Here is a 16,075-nt window from a genome sequence, read left to right on the forward strand (position 1 = left end):
ACGAGTACCTCCAGCAGTACCGGGGCGAGCACGACATCCGCACCACCTGGCAGGCCCGCGAACGCATCGTCGTCGGCCTCACCGGCGGACCCGAAGGACGCACCCTCATCCGCCGCGCCTCCCGGATCGCGGCCAAGGGCTCCGGCAGCGAGATCCTCGCCGTCTACATCGCCCGCAGCGACGGCCTGACCTCCGTGTCGCCGAAGGAGCTGGCCGTCCAGCGCACCCTGGTCGAGGACCTCGGCGGCACCTTCCACCACGTCATCGGCGACGACATACCCGCGGCCCTGCTGGAGTTCGCGCGCGGCGTCAACGCCACCCAGATCGTGCTGGGCTCCAGCCGCCGCAAGACCTGGCAGTACATCTACGGACCCGGGGTCGGCGCGACCGTCGCCCGCGAGTCCCGCCCCGACCTCGACGTCCACATCGTCACCCACGAGGAGGTCGCCAAGGGCCGCGGTCTGCCCATGGCCCGCGGCGCCCGGCTCGGCCGCGCCCGGCTCGTCTGGGGCTGGCTCGTCGGCGTCGTCGGCCCGGTCCTGCTCGCGGTGGTGCTGCGCGGCATGGAGGACGCGCCCGGCCTCGCCAACGACGTCCTGCTCTTCCTCTTCCTCACCGTGGTCGCCGCCCTGCTCGGCGGAGTGCGGCCCGCGCTCGCCTCGGCGGCCGTCGGCTCCATGCTGCTGAACTACTGGTTCACCCCGCCCACCCACACCCTGACCGTCCAGGACCCGGAGAACCTCGTCGCCATCGTGATCTTCTTCGCGGTGGCGGTGGCGGTCTCCTCCGTCGTCGACCTCGCGGCCCGGCGCACCCACCAGGCCGCCCGGCTGCGCGCCGAGTCGGAGATCCTCTCCTTCCTCGCGGGCAGCGTGCTGCGCGGCGAGACCGCCCTGGACGCACTGCTGGAGCGGGTCCGCGAGACCTTCGCCATGGAGTCCGTCGCCCTGCTGGAGCGCAGCAGCGACGTGGAGCCGTGGACCTGCGCCGGATCGGTCGGACCGGCCCCGGTGGCCCGCCCCGAGGACGCGGACGTGGACATGCCGGTCGGCGACGACATGGCCCTCGCGCTGTCCGGCCGGGTGCTGCCCGCCGAGGACCGCCGGGTGCTCGGCGCGTTCGCCACCCAGGCGGCCGTCGTCCTGGACCGCCGGCGCCTGGTCGGGCAGGCCGAACAGGCCCGCAGGCTCGCGGAGGGCAACCGGATCAGGACCGCCCTGCTCGCCGCCGTCAGCCACGACCTGCGCACCCCGCTGGCCGGCATCAAGGCGGCCGTCAGCTCCCTGCGCTCCGACGACGTCGCCTGGTCCGAGCAGGACCGGGCGGAGCTCCTCGAAGGCATCGAGGACGGCGCCGACCGGCTCGGCCACCTGGTCGGCAACCTGCTGGACATGTCCCGCCTCCGGACCGGCACCGTGACCCCGCTGATCCGCGAGATCGATCTCGACGAGGTGGTCCCCATGGCCCTCGGCGGGGTCCCCGACGGCAGCGTCGACCTCGACATCCCCGAGACGCTGCCCATGGTCGCCGCCGACCCGGGGCTCCTGGAGCGGGTCGTCGCCAACATCGTGGAGAACGCCGTCAAGTACCACTCCGGCCAGGAGCCCGTCCACGTCGCCGCCAGCGCGCTCGGCGGCCGGGTGGAGCTACGGGTCGTGGACCGCGGCCGGGGCGTCCCCGAAGAGGCCAAGGAGAGCATCTTTGAACCCTTCCAGCGGTACGGGGACGCCCCGCGCGGAGCCGGGGTGGGCCTCGGCCTCGCCGTCTCCCGGGGCTTCGCGGAGGCCATGGGCGGCACGCTGGACGCCGAGGACACCCCGGGCGGCGGGCTGACCATGGTGCTGACCCTCGCCGCGGCGCCGGGCGGCGCCCGCGTCGACGCCGACCTCCCCGCGCAGGTCACCTCGTGACCCACCCCAGGGCGTATGCCGCCCGCCCCCCACGCGTTCGCTTCCCCTTCCCCATACAGAAAGGCAGGTCCACGATGACCAGGGTGCTTGTGATCGACGACGAGCCGCAGATCGTCCGCGCCCTCGTGATCAACCTGAAGGCTCGCCAGTACGAGGTCGACGCCGCTCCCGACGGGGCGACCGCCCTCCAGCTCGCCGCCGCCCGCCACCCCGACGTCGTCGTCCTGGACCTCGGGCTGCCCGACATGGACGGGGTCGAGGTGATCAAGGGGCTGCGCGGCTGGACCCGGGTCCCGATCCTCGTCCTCTCCGCGCGCCACACCTCCGACGAGAAGGTGGAGGCGCTGGACGCGGGCGCCGACGACTACGTCACCAAGCCCTTCGGCATGGACGAGCTGCTGGCCCGGCTGCGCGCCTCCGTACGCCGTGCGGAGCCGGTCGGCCAGGAGGGCGGCGGCGAGGACATCGCGATCGTCGAGACGGCCGAATTCACCGTCGACCTGGCCGCGAAGAAGGTGCACCGGGCGGGCCGCGACGTACGGCTCACCCCCACCGAATGGCACCTGCTGGAGGTCCTCGTCCGCAACGGCGGCCGTCTGGTCAGCCAGAAGCAGCTCCTCCAGGAGGTCTGGGGCCCTTCCTACGGCACCGAGACCAACTACCTGCGGGTCTACATGGCCCAGCTCCGCCGCAAGCTGGAGGCGGACCCCTCGCACCCCCGCCACTTCGTCACCGAGCCGGGGATGGGCTACCGCTTCGAACGCGGCTGAGACCCGGCGGGACACCGCGCCGGTCACCCCCCGGCGCCATCCATTCGAGTGGTCACCGGACCCCCGACCGCGGTGGCCGGGACCGGTACCCTTCGGGTATGAGTGCTGTTCCCCGATCCGAGAAAGCCGGGAAGGCCGGGAAGGCGGCGAGGCCTTCCGGGCGCTTCCGCCGTATGCTCGACCGGCTCTCCAGCTCCCAGGAGGACCTGGAGTCCCAGGAGCTGCGGCAGGACGCGCAGGTCACCGGATGCACCCGGATCTCCGAGTGCTCCGACCGGCAGATCGTGAAGGTGGCTGGTACGTTGCGCACCGTCACCCTCCGACCCCGGGCCGGAGTGCCCGCCCTGGAGGCGGAGCTCTTCGACGGCACCGAGCCGCTGGACGTGGTCTGGCTCGGCCGGCGCTCCATAGTCGGCATAGAGCCCGGCCGCAGGATCATCGCATCGGGGCGGGTCGCCATGAGCCACGGCCGCCGGGTGCTGTTCAACCCCACATACGAACTCCGACCGCTCGGCAAGGAGTAGCCGGTGACGTCTCTGGACAAGCCGACGTCCGAAACGGACCAGTCCCACCGCACCGCACAGCAGGACGCAGGGGGCAAGCACGCCGCTCAGCAGGACGCCGAGTCGAAGGCGGTCACCGAGGCCGCCCTCTTCGAGGCCTTCGGCGGCGTACGCGGCATGGTGGAGACAGTCCTCCCCGGGCTGCTCTTCGTCACGATCTTCACCATCAACAAGGACCTGCACATCTCGGCCATCGCGGCCCTGGCCGTGTCCCTGGCCCTGGTCGCCGTCCGGCTGATCCGCAGGGACACCGTCAAGCACGCCTTCAGCGGCGTCTTCGGGGTGGCCTTCGGTGTGGTCTTCGCGATGATGACGGGCAACGCCAAGGACTTCTACCTGCCGGGCATGCTCTACACGCTGGGCCTGGCCATCGCCTATCTCGGCACCGCCGCCGCGGGCGTACCGCTGATCGGGCTGATCCTCGGCCCGGTCTTCAAGGAGAACCTCTCCTGGCGGACCCGCAACCCGGGCCGGAAGAAGGCGTACACCAAGGCCAGCTACGCCTGGGGACTCATCCTGCTGGCCAAGTGCGCGATCCTCTTCCCGCTCTACTGGTGGGCCGACACCACCCAGTTCGGCTGGGTGCTGGTCGCCCTGAAGATCCCGCCGTTCCTGCTCGCGGTCTATCTGACCTGGGTCTTCCTCGCGAAGGCGCCGCCGCCCATCGACGTCTTCGCCGAGATGGAGGCCGAGGAGCGGGCCGAGAAGGAGCGCGCGGCACAGGCCGCGGCCGCGCTGCGCAACCCGGAGGCGTGACCCCGTAACGGACGTACGTGAAGGGGCCCGGAACCGCTTCCTGGGTTCCGGGCCCCTTCACGTACAGGCGACTCTCCGGGTCAGTCGTCCGAGGGGCCGCGGCGGACCGACAACAGGTCCTCCAACTGCTCCTCACGCGCCTGGGCGGCCACGAACAGCAGCTCGTCACCGGCCTCCAGGGACTCCTCCGGGCTCGGCGTGAGCACCCGCGACCCGCGGATGATGGTCACCAGCGAGGTGTCCTCGGGCCAGGCGACGTCCCCCACGCGGGTACCGGCCAGGGCCGATTCCGGCGGCAGCGTCAGCTCGACCAGGTTGGCGTCGCCGTGGCTGAAGCGCAGCAGCCGGACCAGATCTCCGACGCTCACCGCCTCCTCGACCAGGGCCGACATCAGACGCGGCGTCGAGACGGCGACGTCCACGCCCCAGGACTCGTTGAACAGCCACTCGTTCTTCGGATGGTTCACCCGGGCCACCACACGCGGCACGCCGTACTCGGTCTTGGCGAGCAGGGAGACGACCAGGTTCACCTTGTCGTCCCCGGTCGCGGCGATCACCACGTTGCACCGCTGCAGCGCCGCCTCGTCCAGCGACGTGATCTCGCAGGCGTCCGCGAGCAGCCACTCGGCCATCGGGACCCGCTCCACCGAGATGGCGCTCGGCGCCTTGTCGATCAGCAGCACCTCGTGCCCGTTCTCCAGCAGCTCGGTGGCGATGGAACGGCCCACCGCGCCCGCCCCGGCAATCGACACACGCATCAGTGACCGCCCTCCTCGGGACCCTGGGCGAAGGCCTCTTCGACCTTGGCGATCTCGTCCGTACGCATCATCACGTGCACCAGATCGCCCTCCTGGAGAACCGTCTGCGAGGTCGGCAGAATGGCCTCACCCAGCCGGGTGAGGAAGGCCACGCGGACCCCCGTCTCCTCCTGGAGCGTGCTGATCTTGTGGCCGATCCAGGACGGCGTCGTGTGCACCTCGGCGAGCTGCACACCCCCGCTCGGATCACGCCACAGCGGCTCCGCGCCCGAGGGCAGCAGCCGGCGCAGCATCTGGTCCGCCGTCCAGCGCACCGTCGCCACCGTGGGAATGCCGAGACGCTGGTAGACCTCGGCGCGCTTCGGGTCGTAGATCCGGGCCGCGACGTTCTCGATGGAGAACGTCTCACGTGCCACCCGGGCCGCGATGATGTTGGAGTTGTCGCCACTGCTGACCGCGGCGAAAGCCCCGGCCTCCTCGATGCCCGCCTCGCGGAGGGTGTCCTGATCAAAGCCGACCCCGGTGACCCGGCGCCCGCCGAATCCGGACCCGAGACGGCGGAAGGCCGTAGGGTCCTGGTCGATCACCGCGACCGTGTGCCCCTGCTGTTCGAGGGTCTGCGCGAGAGCGGCTCCGACGCGCCCGCAGCCCATGATGACGATGTGCACTGTGCGCCTACCCCGCCGTCCTGGTCATCCGGCTGACCTGCGAAAACACGCTGCTCACACTTCTCTCTCAGCTTGCCGGGCAAACAACGGGCCCGCACCCGCGGTGCGGCCCGGGGATGAGCTTATGCGCCAGGGATGCCCCGGCCTCATCCGGAGTGTCCCTGTCTCCGGGACACTCCGGCAAAGGAAAAGCAAAATGGTCAGAGCGGGCGCAAGGATTTCGTTAAAGAAGGCCCCGCATTCTCCGCCGAGCGCAGGAGATTGCGGGGCCACGTGAAAAGGGCGTTCGTCCCGGGCCCCGGCTCCGCTTACGATCCTCAGCGTGTCCAAACTGACCGACCTGCCCAAACGGATCCTGATCGGCCGGGCGCTGCGCAGCGACAAGCTGGGAGAAACGCTCCTCCCGAAGCGCATCGCGCTTCCCGTCTTCGCATCCGACCCGTTGTCCTCGGTGGCGTACGCACCCGGAGAAGTCCTCCTCGTGCTGTCCGTCGCGGGAGTGTCGGCGTACCACTTCAGCCCCTGGATCGCGCTCGCCGTCGTCGTCCTCATGTTCACGGTCGTCGCGTCCTACCGGCAGAACGTCCGCGCCTACCCGAGCGGCGGTGGCGACTACGAGGTCGCCAACACCAACCTCGGGCCCAAGGCCGGACTGACCGTCGCCAGCGCCCTGCTCGTCGACTACGTCCTCACCGTCGCCGTGTCGATCTCCTCGGGTGTGGAGAACCTGGGCTCCGCCATTCCGTTCGTCATCGAGCACAAGACGTTCTGTGCCGTAGGCGCCATCGTCCTGCTCACCTTGATGAATCTGCGCGGCGTGAAGGAATCGGGGAGGCTGTTCGCCATCCCCACCTACCTCTTCGTGGCCGGTGTCTTCGGGATGATCCTGTGGGGCGCGTTCCGGGGGCTGGTCCTCGGCGACACGATGCACGCCCCCACCTCCGAGTTCGAGATCAAGCCCGAACACGAAGGGCTCGCGGGCTTCGCCCTGGTCTTCCTCCTCCTGCGCGCGTTCTCCTCCGGCTGCGCCGCCCTCACCGGCGTCGAGGCGATCAGCAACGGGGTTCCCGCGTTCCGCAAGCCCAAGAGCAGGAACGCCGCGACCACGCTGGCCGCGATGGGCCTGCTCGCCGTCACCATGTTCTGCGGGATCATCGGGCTCGCCCTGGCCACCGACGTCAAGATGGCCGAGAACCCGGCCGTGGACCTGATCCGCGACGGCTCCCCGGTCGGTGAGAACTTCACCCAGGACCCGGTGATCTCCCAGGTCGCCGAGGCGGTCTTCGGCCATGGCTCGTTCCTCTTCATGGTCCTCGCCGCGGCGACCGCACTCGTGCTCTTCCTGGCCGCGAACACCGCGTACAACGGTTTCCCGCTGCTCGGCTCGATCCTCGCCCAGGACCGCTACCTGCCGCGCCAGCTGCACACCCGCGGCGACCGCCTCGCCTTCTCCAACGGCATCGTCCTGCTGGCCGGGGCCGCGATCCTGCTCGTCTGGATCTACGACGCCGACTCCACGCACCTGATCCAGCTCTACATCGTCGGGGTGTTCGTCTCCTTCACCCTCAGCCAGACCGGCATGGTCCGGCACTGGAACCGCCATCTGAGCACCGAGGAGGACCCCGCCCGGCGCCGCCACATGATCCGCTCCCGGGCCATCAACGCCTTCGGCGCCACCTTCACCGGGCTGGTCCTGGTCGTCGTCCTCGCCACCAAGTTCACCCACGGCGCCTGGGTCGCCCTGCTCGGCATGGTGATCTTCTACGGCACGATGACCGCCATCCGGAAGCACTACGACCGGGTCGCCGACGAGATCGCCGCCGACGAGGCCCCCGTGGACGAGGGCCTGCGCCCCTCCCGTGTCCACGCGATCGTGCTGGTCTCCAAGCTCCACCGCCCCACGCTGCGCGCCCTCGCCTACGCGAAACTGATCCGCGCCGACCGCCTGGAGGCCCTCTCCATCAGCGTCGACCCGGACGAGACGAAGGCGCTCCGCGAGGACTGGGAGCGGCGCGGCATCAACGTACCGCTCAAGATCCTCGACTCGCCCTACCGCGAGGTGACCCGCCCGGTCATCGACTACGTCAAGGGGCTGCGCCGCGAGAGCCCGCGCGACGTGGTCAGCGTCTACATCCCCGAGTACGTCGTCGGCCACTGGTACGAGCACCTGCTCCACAACCAGAGCGCCCTGCGTCTGAAGGGCCGCCTGCTGTTCACCCCGGGCGTCATGGTCACGTCCGTCCCCTACCAGCTCCAGTCCTCCGAGGCCGCGAAGAGGCGGGCGGGGAAGCGCGCGGAATGGAACGCTCCGGGGTCGGTGCGCCGGGGCCCGGTGGAACGCAGGAACAGCAGGAGCAAGGAGCCGAACCCCAAGAAGTGAGCGGCGGCGGACGGTCGCGCGACGGGCGTCCCCACGACGCGGGCCTCGCTCGTGGTCGGCGCCCCGCCCACGCCCACGTAGACTGGTGGGCTGTTGTCCTGCCCGCAAGGCGCGACTGCTCGCCCGCCACCACACCCCTTCGCCGCCACCCCGCCCCTGGAGCCTCCCCTCATGCAGAACGCACCCACGTCGTCACTGGTCGGGGAGGAGTACGAGGTCGAGGTCGGGCCCGTCGCGCACGGCGGCCACTGCATCGCCCGTACCGCCGGCAACCAGGTCCTCTTCGTCCGCCACACGCTCCCGGGCGAGAAGATCATCGCGAAGGTGACCGAGGGCGACACCGACTCCCGCTTCCTGCGCGCCGACGCCGTACGGATCCTCGAACCGTCCAAGGACCGCGTCGAGGCCCCCTGCCCGTACGCGGGCCCCGGCATGTGCGGTGGCTGCGACTGGCAGCACGCCAAGCCGGGGGCGCAGCGCCGCCTCAAGGGCGAGGTCATCGCCGAGCAGCTCCAGCGCCTGGCGGGCCTGACCCCCGAAGAGGCGGGCTGGGACGGCACGGTCATGCCGGCCGAGGGCGACAAGCTTCCGGCGGGCGAGGTCCCCGCCTGGCGCACCCGCGTCCAGTACGCCGTCGACGCCGACGGCAACGCGGGCCTGCGCAAGCACCGCTCGCACGACGTGCAGCCGGTCGACCACTGCCTGATCGCGGCCCCCGGGGTCTCGGAACTGGGCGTCGAGAAGCGCGAGTGGCCTCAGATGGCCGCGGTGGAGGCCATCACCGCCACCGGCTCCAACGACCGCCAGGTCATCCTCACCCCGAAGCCCGGCGGCCGCCTCCCCCTCGTAGAACTCGACAAGCCGGTCTCGGTGCTCCGCGTGGACGAGAAGGACGGCGGCGTCCACCGCGTCCACGGCCGCGCCTTCGTCCGCGAACGCGCCGACGACCGCACCTACCGCGTCGGCTCCGGCGGCTTCTGGCAGGTCCACCCCCAGGCCGCCAACACCCTCGTCCGCGCCGTCATGCAGGGCCTTCTGCCCCGCAAGAACGACACGGCCCTCGACCTCTACTGCGGCGTGGGCCTCTTCGCCGGCGCCATCGGCCAGCGCATCGGCGAAAAGGGCGCGGTCCTCGGCATCGAGTCCGGCAAGCGAGCGGTCGAGGACGCCCGCCACAACCTCAAGGACCTCGACCGCGTCCGCATCGAACACGGCAAGGTCGACCAGATCCTGCCCCGTACCGGCATCACCGAATGCGACCTGATCGTCCTGGACCCGCCGCGCGCGGGCGCGGGCAAGCAGGTCGTCAAGCACCTCTCGGGCCTGGGCGCGCGTCGTATCGCTTACGTCGCGTGCGACCCGGCGGCGCTGGCACGGGACCTGGCGTACTTCGCGGAGGGCGGATACAGGGTGCGGACGCTGCGGGCGTTCGATCTGTTTCCGATGACGCATCATGTGGAGTGCGTGGCGATCCTTGAGCCTGCTGAGAAGGGTCGCTGACCTGCCGTTTCTCCGAGTGTGCGTTATGGGCGTTACGTGCGTTAGGTGCGATATCTTGACGCACGTTTGACGCACGAGCGTCATGTCTGACGCACGTTTGACGCGCGAGCAGCGCAGTTTCTGAGGGTTTGTCATGCGTGATTTGGCGGCGGTCGGAGGAGTCCACAGTCGGGTGGCGGTGGGCCCCTCCGAAGGGGTGGGGAGGCTGGCCGGTGAGTCTGTGGACGATCCCTCGTTCGCTTCTCGGTAGTGACGTTCCGTGACGCCGGGCAGGGCGTCGGGCGGATGTCGTGTCAGGGGCCGTAGGGGCTCCAGTGTCCGAGGAATGGCCTGAGGTCGTCGGCTCGTGGCTCGGGGAGGTCGGGCAGCCGGGGTGGTGTGCTCAGCGGGTCGAGGCGCTCAACGGCGGCCGCTGCCCAGCTGATCCATGCCTCGGCTTCGGTCCGGGGCTGGCCCGGCGGCATGGTCTCGATGCGTGTGCGTGCGGCGCTCAGGTACTCGGTCAGTCGGGTGGCATGGCGCCATGCCGCTTCCTGTTCCTCGAAGTGTTTGAAGCGGTACGCCCCGGCGTACTGGACGCGGGCTTCCTCCACAGCGACTTCCCAGCGGATGCGCTTCTGGCGTGCCGCTTCGATCTCGTCGTGGCGTCTGCGCTCTGCGGCTTCGCCGCGAAGGGTGACCTCCTGTGCGATCTCGGCGAGCTGGTCTTCGAGGGAGCGTCCGGGGGGCGGACCATTCGCTCGCCCGGTGCGGCTGGCCGCCGCTGAGGACGAGGCGGAGGCGTTCGGACGGGGTGTAGTCGAAGCGGGGGATCCTGACCCAGGAGTACTTCTCGGCCTCTGCGAGTTCCTTCGCGGTGGCGATGTGCTCGGTACGGTCCTGTTCCTGGAGGACGAGGAACCCCACTGCCTGCCCGTGTGCGGTGATGCTGAAGTGGGATGGTGTGCTGCGGCGGCGGTGAGGCCGGGGTGTGGCGCCTGTCGCTCCGGCCGAACAGGAGTGTCCTTGCACCTCGGCGGCGGTGATCAGTGCCTGGACGAGCCGGAGAGCGCGCCCTTGGACGGGCCTGGTCAGGCCGAGCGGCTGGGATTCGCTCCGCATCCCGAGGCCGTCTCGGAGAAGGCCGCGGAGATCGCGGGACGGATGAGGCGGTCGACGCCACGCCTCGATGATCGCGTATCGCCCGGGATCGCGAGCGTGGCCGAGCGGGTGTGGTGGCCGGCCAAACTGATCGACACGGCCCTGCCCTCCTTCATCGCACCCATCAAGCCGCGCTGGTCCACGGAGCTCTTCGACGTTCCGGTCATGCTCGTTCCCAGGGACGACGTACTGGGCATCAGCCGCGAGCACGTCTACTACCGCTCGTCGGGACATCGGGGAGAGAGCGTTCCCGCCCGGATCCTGTGGTACGTCAGCGAAGGCAACTCCGGGCATCAGGGCAAGATGGTCATCGGCTGCTCACGCCTGGACGAGGTGCTTGTCGACGACCCCGACACCCTCTTCTCGCGATTCGAACGCCTGGACGCTTGCGTAGCTGCTGCTCGGCACGTTGCCGGTGTGGACAGTCGGGCACCACGAGGACTTCGATCTCCATGGCTCCAGGATCCTGTGTGCGGTCGGCTCGACTGTCGACCTAACTGCGGGTGGTGGGCGGCCTGCTGCTCACGGTTCGGTGATGTCAGCCGGCGTGGTCGGTGAGGTGTTCGGCGTCGAGGACGGTGATGTGGCCTCGGGCGAGGCGGATGAGGTACTGGTCGGCGAAGTCGCGCAGGACCTTGGTGGTTGTCTCGCGGGAGGTTCCGGCGAGGGCGGCGATCTGCTGGTGGGTGAGCGCGATCTGCGGGCTGCGTACCCCCAGCACCCGGGGCCGGGTCTCGGCGGTGAGGGTGAGCAGGGTGGTGGCGATGCGCTGGGGGACGGATTTGAAGACGCTGTCCGAGAGTCGCTGTTCGAGGTCGGTGAGGCGGCGGCCGAGGATCTCGGTGATGCGGGCGGCGATGCGGGCGTCGGAGAGCAGGAAGCGGTGGACGTCGGCGCGGCTCATGATGCATACAGTGACGTCGTCGAGGGCTTCGGCGAAGTTGTCGTACATGCGCTGTCCGGGCAGGACCATCTCGCCGAAAATCGTGCCCGGCCAGATGATCGCAGTGGTGAGCGCGCGGCCCTCGGCGGAGACCCGGAAGATGCGCACCCTGCCCTTCTTGAGGATGAACAGCACCTCGGAGGGCTGGGCGGGGGAGTAGAGCAGTTCGCCGGCGCCGTAGGTCTTCATGGGGGCCGCGGCGGCGATGGCATCCATCTCCGCTTCGGTCAGATCACTGAAGATGTCGACCTCGGAGATGCAGAAGGTCTTCTCGGCGTCGTCGCCGGTGTGGTTCCTGTGGGGCGGTTCCTCGCGTCGTCCCGGTGCCCACGGAGGGGGCACATACCCCCAGGGCGGGCTGGCCAGCGCGCCCGCGCCGTGGGCCAGACAGTAGTCCTCCGGGGCACCGGCGCGGGGTCCGGCGCCCCGGAGCGGCGCGCCGGGGCCGGGTGCGGACGCCGTCGGTCCTATCGGCGTGGTCATCCTGAGGTCTGGCCGGTCGGCTCGCCCGCACTCCGGGCGATGGTGGCGAAGGTGAGTCCGGCCAGCAGGCCGAAGACGAGGTGGGCGCCCAGGCTGGAGGCGGTGACGTCGTTCCAGTCGAAGACGGGCATGCTCATGTTGGCCGGCATGATCCACAGGGATCCGAGGGTCCACCACACCGCGCCGTAGACCAGGCCGAGCACGACCGCGGGCGCGAGGCGCTGCGCGAGGTGGCCGAACACGATGCCGAACGTGGTGCCGGCGAACAGGGCGATGGAGAGGTGGATCAGCCAGCCGGCGAAGGCGTTGGTGGAGCCCAGCAGCCCGGCCACCATCGTGATCATCGCGGTGTCCATGACCGGCCGGGACACCGACATCCAGATGCCCATGCCGACGCCGCCGACGAGTCCGGCCGCGGCGCCCCACACGGCGTGGACCGGGATCGCGGCGGTCTTGGGGGATACGTGTGTTGCCGTGGTCATGATGATCGTCCCATCGGGTCGAGTTCGTTCTGTTGCTTTCGTCGCCGACGCTAGGAGGCATGCCGCGGGCAGGTATGTGACCGCCCTTACCTACGCACCGGTAGTCCCGCGCGGGCTCCGGTTGCCGCAGCCCCAACGGAGTGGGTCCATGGAGGTGGGTGCGGCGGGATCGGGAGCAGGGGCAGGGGATGGGAATCGACGTGACGGTGGAGCGGGTGCTGCCGCTGCCGTGCGAGCGGGTCGCGGCGTATGCGATGGACTGGCGGCATGACGCGGAGTGGACGCAGGGCATCCGTACGGCGGAGCTGACCCGGGAGGCCGGCGGGGGTGGTTTCGGGGTCGGGGCCGAGGTGACGCGGACCGCGTACTTCCTGGGCAGGCGGATCGACTATGTGCTGCGCGTCGCCGCGTACGAGCCCCCGAGGCTGCTGGACATGGTGTCGGTCGCGGGCCCGATGCCGATGCACGTGACCTACGTCTTCACCCCGACGGCGGACGGCGGCACGCTCGCCCGGATCCGTGTACGGGGTGACGCGTCCGGCCTCTACGGTCTCGCGGCGCCGCTCATGGGGCGCAAGGTGCGATCCTCGCTGGTCAAGGATCTGCGGGACCTGGAGGAGCGGCTGAGCACGCCGCAGGACTGATCGCGAGGACGCCCATGGCGTTCGACGAGGTACTGGCGGAACGGGTCCGTGCCCACCTGGGCGCGGACCCGGCCATCACGGAGAAGCGGATGTTCGGCGGCCTGGCGTTCCTGCACGCCGGCAACATGGGCGTAGGGGTGATCGGGGACGAGCTGATGGTCCGGGTCGGTCCCGACACCACGGACGCTGCTCTCGCGCGGCCCGGGACGAGGCCCTTCGATTTCACCGGCCGCCCGTTGCGCGGCTGGGTCGTCGTCGCCGCGTCCGCCCTTTCCGAGGACGAGGATCTGGCCGGCTGGATCGATCAAGGTCATGCGTTCGCCGCCGGGTTGCCGCCCAAGTGACGTGGCGAGGTGGCTGCGGCAGGAGTCGCGGCTGCCGGGGGCGCGCTCTAGCGTGGAAGGAGGGGTGCCAGTTTCGCTCGGCTGAGAGGAGTGGTCGCCATGGCGGGCCGTACCCGGAGCGAGGTCGAGGCGGAGATCAAGGAGACCCTGGGCCTTGTGCCTCATTTCTTCTCCCGCATCCCCGATGACCTGATGGATTACGAGTGGGAGATCTTCAAGAAGCTCGAGCTCGGCGAGACGCTCATCCCGAACAAGTACAAGGAGCTCATCGGGATCGCGTTGCACTCCGAGACGAAGTGCCGATACTGCACGCTCTTCCACACCGAGGCCGCGAAGCTGTTCGGGGCCACCGACGAGGAGATCCAGGAAGCCGTCCACTACGCGAAGAACAGCCTCGGCTGGAGCGCGTACCTCAACGGCGTCCGTGAGGACTACGACGACTTCGAGCGCGAACTGGGTGAGATCAAGAACTACCTCGCCTCGAAGGGCTGATCGTGCACCTGGAGTGGGCCCGGCCCGGGGTCCTGCGCGTGACCGGCCACGCCTTCGAGTTCGCGGCACTGGTGGCCGCCGCCCGCTTCGTGGCCGAGTCCGCTCCCTCCGACATCCCCGAGGAGTCATTGGAACAGCTCAGACACGTTCTCAGCGACTATGACACCCAGGCACGCCATCTGCGAGACCTGCCTCCTCCCGACGGGGCCTGACGCATTCGCGGCCGGGCGGCGAGGGTCTCTGCGAGCAGGCCCCGGTCGTGGGTTCAGCCCGCCAGGAATGCGAGCCGCGGGTCGGTGAGGTTCGGGGCGATCTCGATGATCTCGGCCGAGACGACCTCGTGGGCGACGAACGGATCGGCCGCAACGCGCTGTCGCAGGTCGTCGAGGGTCGTGTTGTGGGCCAGCACGGCACCGCCCTGTCCGGGCTGTATGCCTCCGATCAGCAGGAAGACCCCGTCATCCATGCCTTGCCGGATCCATGCCTGATGGCCTGCCATGTGATCCGGAGCCTGACTCTTGTAGGTGGCGAAGCGGAGCAGGACGACGAACACTCGAAACTCCTTCGTTTGCTGGTGGTGTGGCCAGGCGGCTCAGTGGCGGGAGCGCGATGACGCGTGATCCGCGAGGCACTCGTCGAGCCAGTCGTGGAGGCGGTCGACCTCGCGCCGCGCGAACTCGCCGTCGTGGAAGGCGTTGGACAACGTGGCCACGCCCTGGCTGAAGGCCAGGACGTGCATCGCGTGCTCGACGGCCTCGGCCGTGGACCCGAGTGCCTCGAACTGTTCACGAAGCCACGTCAGGAACAGCTCGAAGACGCCGACGGCCTGGCGGCGTGCGGAGTGATCGAGTTTGGCGAGTTCGTTGGTCAGGGACTCTAGGACAGTTGTCCTAGAGTGGCGTCAAGATCGAGCGAGGACTTCGTGAGGACTGTGGGTCAAGGACCGCGTCACTCTTGGAGGGGCTGATCACGCAGCCGGAGCGGGCCGGGCCCGGTGCCCTGTGCGCGACCGCTCACACCTTCGGGTTCACGCTCGTGGCCGCCGCCCCTTTCGTGGCCGGGTCACGCGAGCCGAGGGGCCCTTTCCGTGAAAAGCAAGGTGTATCCCAGGACTCCGTCCGTGATCGCCCTGCGGGCCGCCGCCAGCATGGCAGGAGCCGCCGTGAGGTCCGTGCCGGCTTCAGTGAGGCGGGCCGCGGCGGTGATGCGCAGCGGGTTCAGCCGTGCCTCGATCTGGTCGATCCTGCGGAGCATCGCGTCGTCGTCCCGCCCGGTGCGCGGAGTGCTCGCCCGGCGGCGGTCAGGATCTTGGTGTACTGCTGGCGCGGCCAGGCCACTCGTGAATGGACACAAGCGGTACGGAGCGGACGAGACGCCGACGGCTCTGGATGCGCGTGAGCGGGGGAGTCTGGATTGCCCGGGCGCCGCCTCGGTTCAGGCCTCCACCACGCCGAGCTGCTTCAGCAGGCCGAGGTCGTCGAAGTTCCACCAGCTCTCCGCGATCTTGCCGCCTGCGCAGCGGAAGGTCGCGTGCGCGGTTCCCGAGACCTCGCGGCTGGTGGCCTCCATGCCCTGGTACGCGGCCACATGACGCCCCTTGAAGGACGCACGGACGCACACCATGTCGCCCTCGGCGACCATGCTCTCGACGGTGGCCTGCGGCTCGAAGGCCGCCATGGTCTCCCTGTTCTCGGCCTTGGCCTGCTCGAGCCCCACATCGGACGAGGACAGGGAGGGGTCGTGTTCCCGGTAGTCGGCGGTGCAGATCGCGTCCGCAGCGTCGACGTTCCCCGCGTTGATCACGTCCTCGAAGAAGCTCCGCACCACGACCTTGTTCAGCTGCTCGTCGCGCATCACGTCGAGGTCCGTGAAGGACGGTTCGCCGTCGCACAGGGCCACCATCTCCCGGAAGATCCGGTCGGTCTCCGGCAGGTTCGAGTTCTTCATCGCCTCCTCGTAGGAGGGGAACTCCACTATCTCCACGACATGGGTGGAGTCGGCGCGGTCGCGCCCCACGATCGAGTGGGTTGCCGTCCGCTTGCCCCGGGTCGCCTCGACCCAGGAGTCCATCAGCCTGTTCAATTCATCGGCCCTGCTCGTCTTGCAGTCGATGACCTGCACGAACGTCATCACGCCTCCCGTAGTCCGAGACAGCCCTGGATAATTCAAGGCTACGCCTGGCCCCCGTCCCGTGCCTGTCGGGTCGTCACGGGGTCGGTCAGGGCAAGGGCGCTCAGCGGGC

Annotated in this window: 21 protein-coding genes; 13 read left to right on the forward strand and 8 right to left on the reverse strand. The window is 69.7% G+C overall.

Annotation, left to right across the window (positions count from 1 at the left end):
* The 4 genes from CIB93_RS26090 to CIB93_RS26105 form a co-directional block, all read left to right on the forward strand.
* Positions 1 to 1,910 (forward strand): DUF4118 domain-containing protein (locus CIB93_RS26090; protein ID WP_096630320.1); only part of this gene is annotated, 1,910 nt, incomplete at its 5' end.
* A gap of 74 nt (positions 1,911 to 1,984) precedes the next feature.
* Positions 1,985 to 2,680, forward strand: a complete 696-nt coding sequence (locus CIB93_RS26095) for a response regulator (protein ID WP_096630321.1) — start codon at positions 1,985 to 1,987, stop codon at positions 2,678 to 2,680.
* Between the two features lie 98 nt (positions 2,681 to 2,778).
* Positions 2,779 to 3,204, forward strand: coding sequence for an OB-fold nucleic acid binding domain-containing protein (locus CIB93_RS26100; protein WP_179500253.1), 426 nt, complete (start codon positions 2,779 to 2,781; stop codon positions 3,202 to 3,204).
* Positions 3,205 to 3,207: 3 nt separating this feature from the next.
* Entirely contained in the window at positions 3,208 to 3,999 is a 792-nt protein-coding gene (locus CIB93_RS26105) for a DUF3159 domain-containing protein (protein WP_096630323.1), read from the forward strand.
* A gap of 80 nt (positions 4,000 to 4,079) precedes the next feature.
* Here CIB93_RS26105 and CIB93_RS26110 read toward each other — a convergent pair whose 3' ends face one another.
* Together CIB93_RS26110 and CIB93_RS26115 are read right to left on the reverse strand one after the other, a co-directional pair.
* A complete protein-coding gene (locus CIB93_RS26110; RefSeq protein ID WP_096630324.1) occupies positions 4,080 to 4,757 on the reverse strand; it encodes a TrkA family potassium uptake protein in 678 nt (225 codons plus the stop codon).
* Complete coding sequence (locus CIB93_RS26115) at positions 4,757 to 5,425, reverse strand: TrkA family potassium uptake protein (RefSeq protein WP_096630326.1); 669 nt, start codon at positions 5,423 to 5,425, stop codon at positions 4,757 to 4,759. Before CIB93_RS26115 ends, CIB93_RS26110 begins: the two co-directional genes overlap by 1 nt.
* 322 nt (positions 5,426 to 5,747) lie before the next feature.
* Here CIB93_RS26115 and CIB93_RS26120 point away from each other — a divergent pair, with 322 nt between their 5' ends.
* Together CIB93_RS26120 and CIB93_RS26125 are read left to right on the forward strand one after the other, a co-directional pair.
* Positions 5,748 to 7,805: an APC family permease gene (locus CIB93_RS26120; protein WP_096630328.1), complete on the forward strand. Its 2,058-nt coding sequence runs from the start codon at positions 5,748 to 5,750 to the stop codon at positions 7,803 to 7,805.
* 171 nt (positions 7,806 to 7,976) lie between these two features.
* Positions 7,977 to 9,305 (forward strand): class I SAM-dependent RNA methyltransferase, encoded by a 1,329-nt coding sequence (locus CIB93_RS26125; protein ID WP_096630330.1) that lies wholly within the window; start codon positions 7,977 to 7,979, stop codon positions 9,303 to 9,305.
* A 293-nt stretch (positions 9,306 to 9,598) separates the two neighbouring features.
* Here the strand turns inward: CIB93_RS26125 and CIB93_RS26130 are convergent, their stop codons facing one another.
* Entirely contained in the window at positions 9,599 to 9,898 is a 300-nt protein-coding gene (locus CIB93_RS26130) for a hypothetical protein (RefSeq protein ID WP_257002366.1), read from the reverse strand.
* A gap of 48 nt (positions 9,899 to 9,946) precedes the next feature.
* Between CIB93_RS26130 and CIB93_RS39105 the strand changes: the two genes are divergently transcribed.
* Together CIB93_RS39105 and CIB93_RS39110 are read left to right on the forward strand one after the other, a co-directional pair.
* A complete protein-coding gene (locus CIB93_RS39105) occupies positions 9,947 to 10,072 on the forward strand; it encodes a hypothetical protein (RefSeq protein ID WP_257002367.1) in 126 nt (41 codons plus the stop codon).
* 238 nt (positions 10,073 to 10,310) lie between these two features.
* Positions 10,311 to 11,003, forward strand: coding sequence for a hypothetical protein (locus tag CIB93_RS39110; protein ID WP_257002368.1), 693 nt, complete (start codon positions 10,311 to 10,313; stop codon positions 11,001 to 11,003).
* Here the strand turns inward: CIB93_RS39110 and CIB93_RS26140 are convergent.
* Both CIB93_RS26140 and CIB93_RS26145 read right to left on the reverse strand, forming a co-directional pair.
* Entirely contained in the window at positions 10,984 to 11,871 is an 888-nt protein-coding gene (locus tag CIB93_RS26140) for a Crp/Fnr family transcriptional regulator (protein ID WP_096630332.1), read from the reverse strand. The two genes, CIB93_RS39110 and CIB93_RS26140, sit on opposite strands and share 20 nt — an antisense overlap.
* Positions 11,868 to 12,353, reverse strand: a complete 486-nt coding sequence (locus CIB93_RS26145; RefSeq protein WP_096630333.1) for a hypothetical protein — start codon at positions 12,351 to 12,353, stop codon at positions 11,868 to 11,870. The genes CIB93_RS26140 and CIB93_RS26145 overlap by 4 nt, the downstream gene beginning before the upstream one ends.
* 188 nt (positions 12,354 to 12,541) lie before the next feature.
* Here CIB93_RS26145 and CIB93_RS26150 point away from each other — a divergent pair, with 188 nt between their 5' ends.
* From CIB93_RS26150 to CIB93_RS26165, 4 genes are all read left to right on the forward strand, one after another.
* Positions 12,542 to 12,997 (forward strand): SRPBCC family protein, encoded by a 456-nt coding sequence (locus tag CIB93_RS26150; protein WP_096630335.1) that lies wholly within the window; start codon positions 12,542 to 12,544, stop codon positions 12,995 to 12,997.
* A 14-nt stretch (positions 12,998 to 13,011) separates the two neighbouring features.
* Positions 13,012 to 13,341, forward strand: coding sequence for a TfoX/Sxy family protein (locus CIB93_RS26155; RefSeq protein ID WP_096630337.1), 330 nt, complete (start codon positions 13,012 to 13,014; stop codon positions 13,339 to 13,341).
* A 99-nt stretch (positions 13,342 to 13,440) separates the two neighbouring features.
* Complete coding sequence (locus CIB93_RS26160; RefSeq protein ID WP_030844167.1) at positions 13,441 to 13,833, forward strand: carboxymuconolactone decarboxylase family protein; 393 nt, start codon at positions 13,441 to 13,443, stop codon at positions 13,831 to 13,833.
* Positions 13,834 to 13,835: 2 nt separating this feature from the next.
* On the forward strand, positions 13,836 to 14,045 hold the full coding sequence (locus CIB93_RS26165) for a hypothetical protein (RefSeq protein ID WP_096630340.1): 210 nt from the start codon (positions 13,836 to 13,838) through the stop codon (positions 14,043 to 14,045).
* A gap of 53 nt (positions 14,046 to 14,098) precedes the next feature.
* Here the strand turns inward: CIB93_RS26165 and CIB93_RS26170 are convergent, their stop codons facing one another.
* A complete protein-coding gene (locus CIB93_RS26170; RefSeq protein WP_096630342.1) occupies positions 14,099 to 14,386 on the reverse strand; it encodes a YciI family protein in 288 nt (95 codons plus the stop codon).
* 63 nt (positions 14,387 to 14,449) lie between these two features.
* Here CIB93_RS26170 and CIB93_RS38110 point away from each other — a divergent pair, with 63 nt between their 5' ends.
* On the forward strand, positions 14,450 to 14,713 hold the full coding sequence (locus CIB93_RS38110; protein WP_179500254.1) for a hypothetical protein: 264 nt from the start codon (positions 14,450 to 14,452) through the stop codon (positions 14,711 to 14,713).
* 182 nt (positions 14,714 to 14,895) lie between these two features.
* Here the strand turns inward: CIB93_RS38110 and CIB93_RS26180 are convergent, their stop codons facing one another.
* Both CIB93_RS26180 and CIB93_RS26185 read right to left on the reverse strand, forming a co-directional pair.
* Positions 14,896 to 15,087 carry a hypothetical protein gene (locus CIB93_RS26180; RefSeq protein WP_096630344.1) on the reverse strand — a complete coding sequence of 64 codons (192 nt, stop codon included), beginning with the start codon at positions 15,085 to 15,087 and terminating at the stop codon, positions 14,896 to 14,898.
* Between the two features lie 180 nt (positions 15,088 to 15,267).
* Positions 15,268 to 15,963: an ester cyclase gene (locus CIB93_RS26185; RefSeq protein ID WP_096630345.1), complete on the reverse strand. Its 696-nt coding sequence runs from the start codon at positions 15,961 to 15,963 to the stop codon at positions 15,268 to 15,270.
* Positions 15,964 to 16,075: the final 112 nt, after the last annotated feature.

Source organism: Streptomyces sp. WZ.A104 (genome assembly GCF_002382885.1).
Lineage (GTDB): Bacteria > Actinomycetota > Actinomycetes > Streptomycetales > Streptomycetaceae > Streptomyces.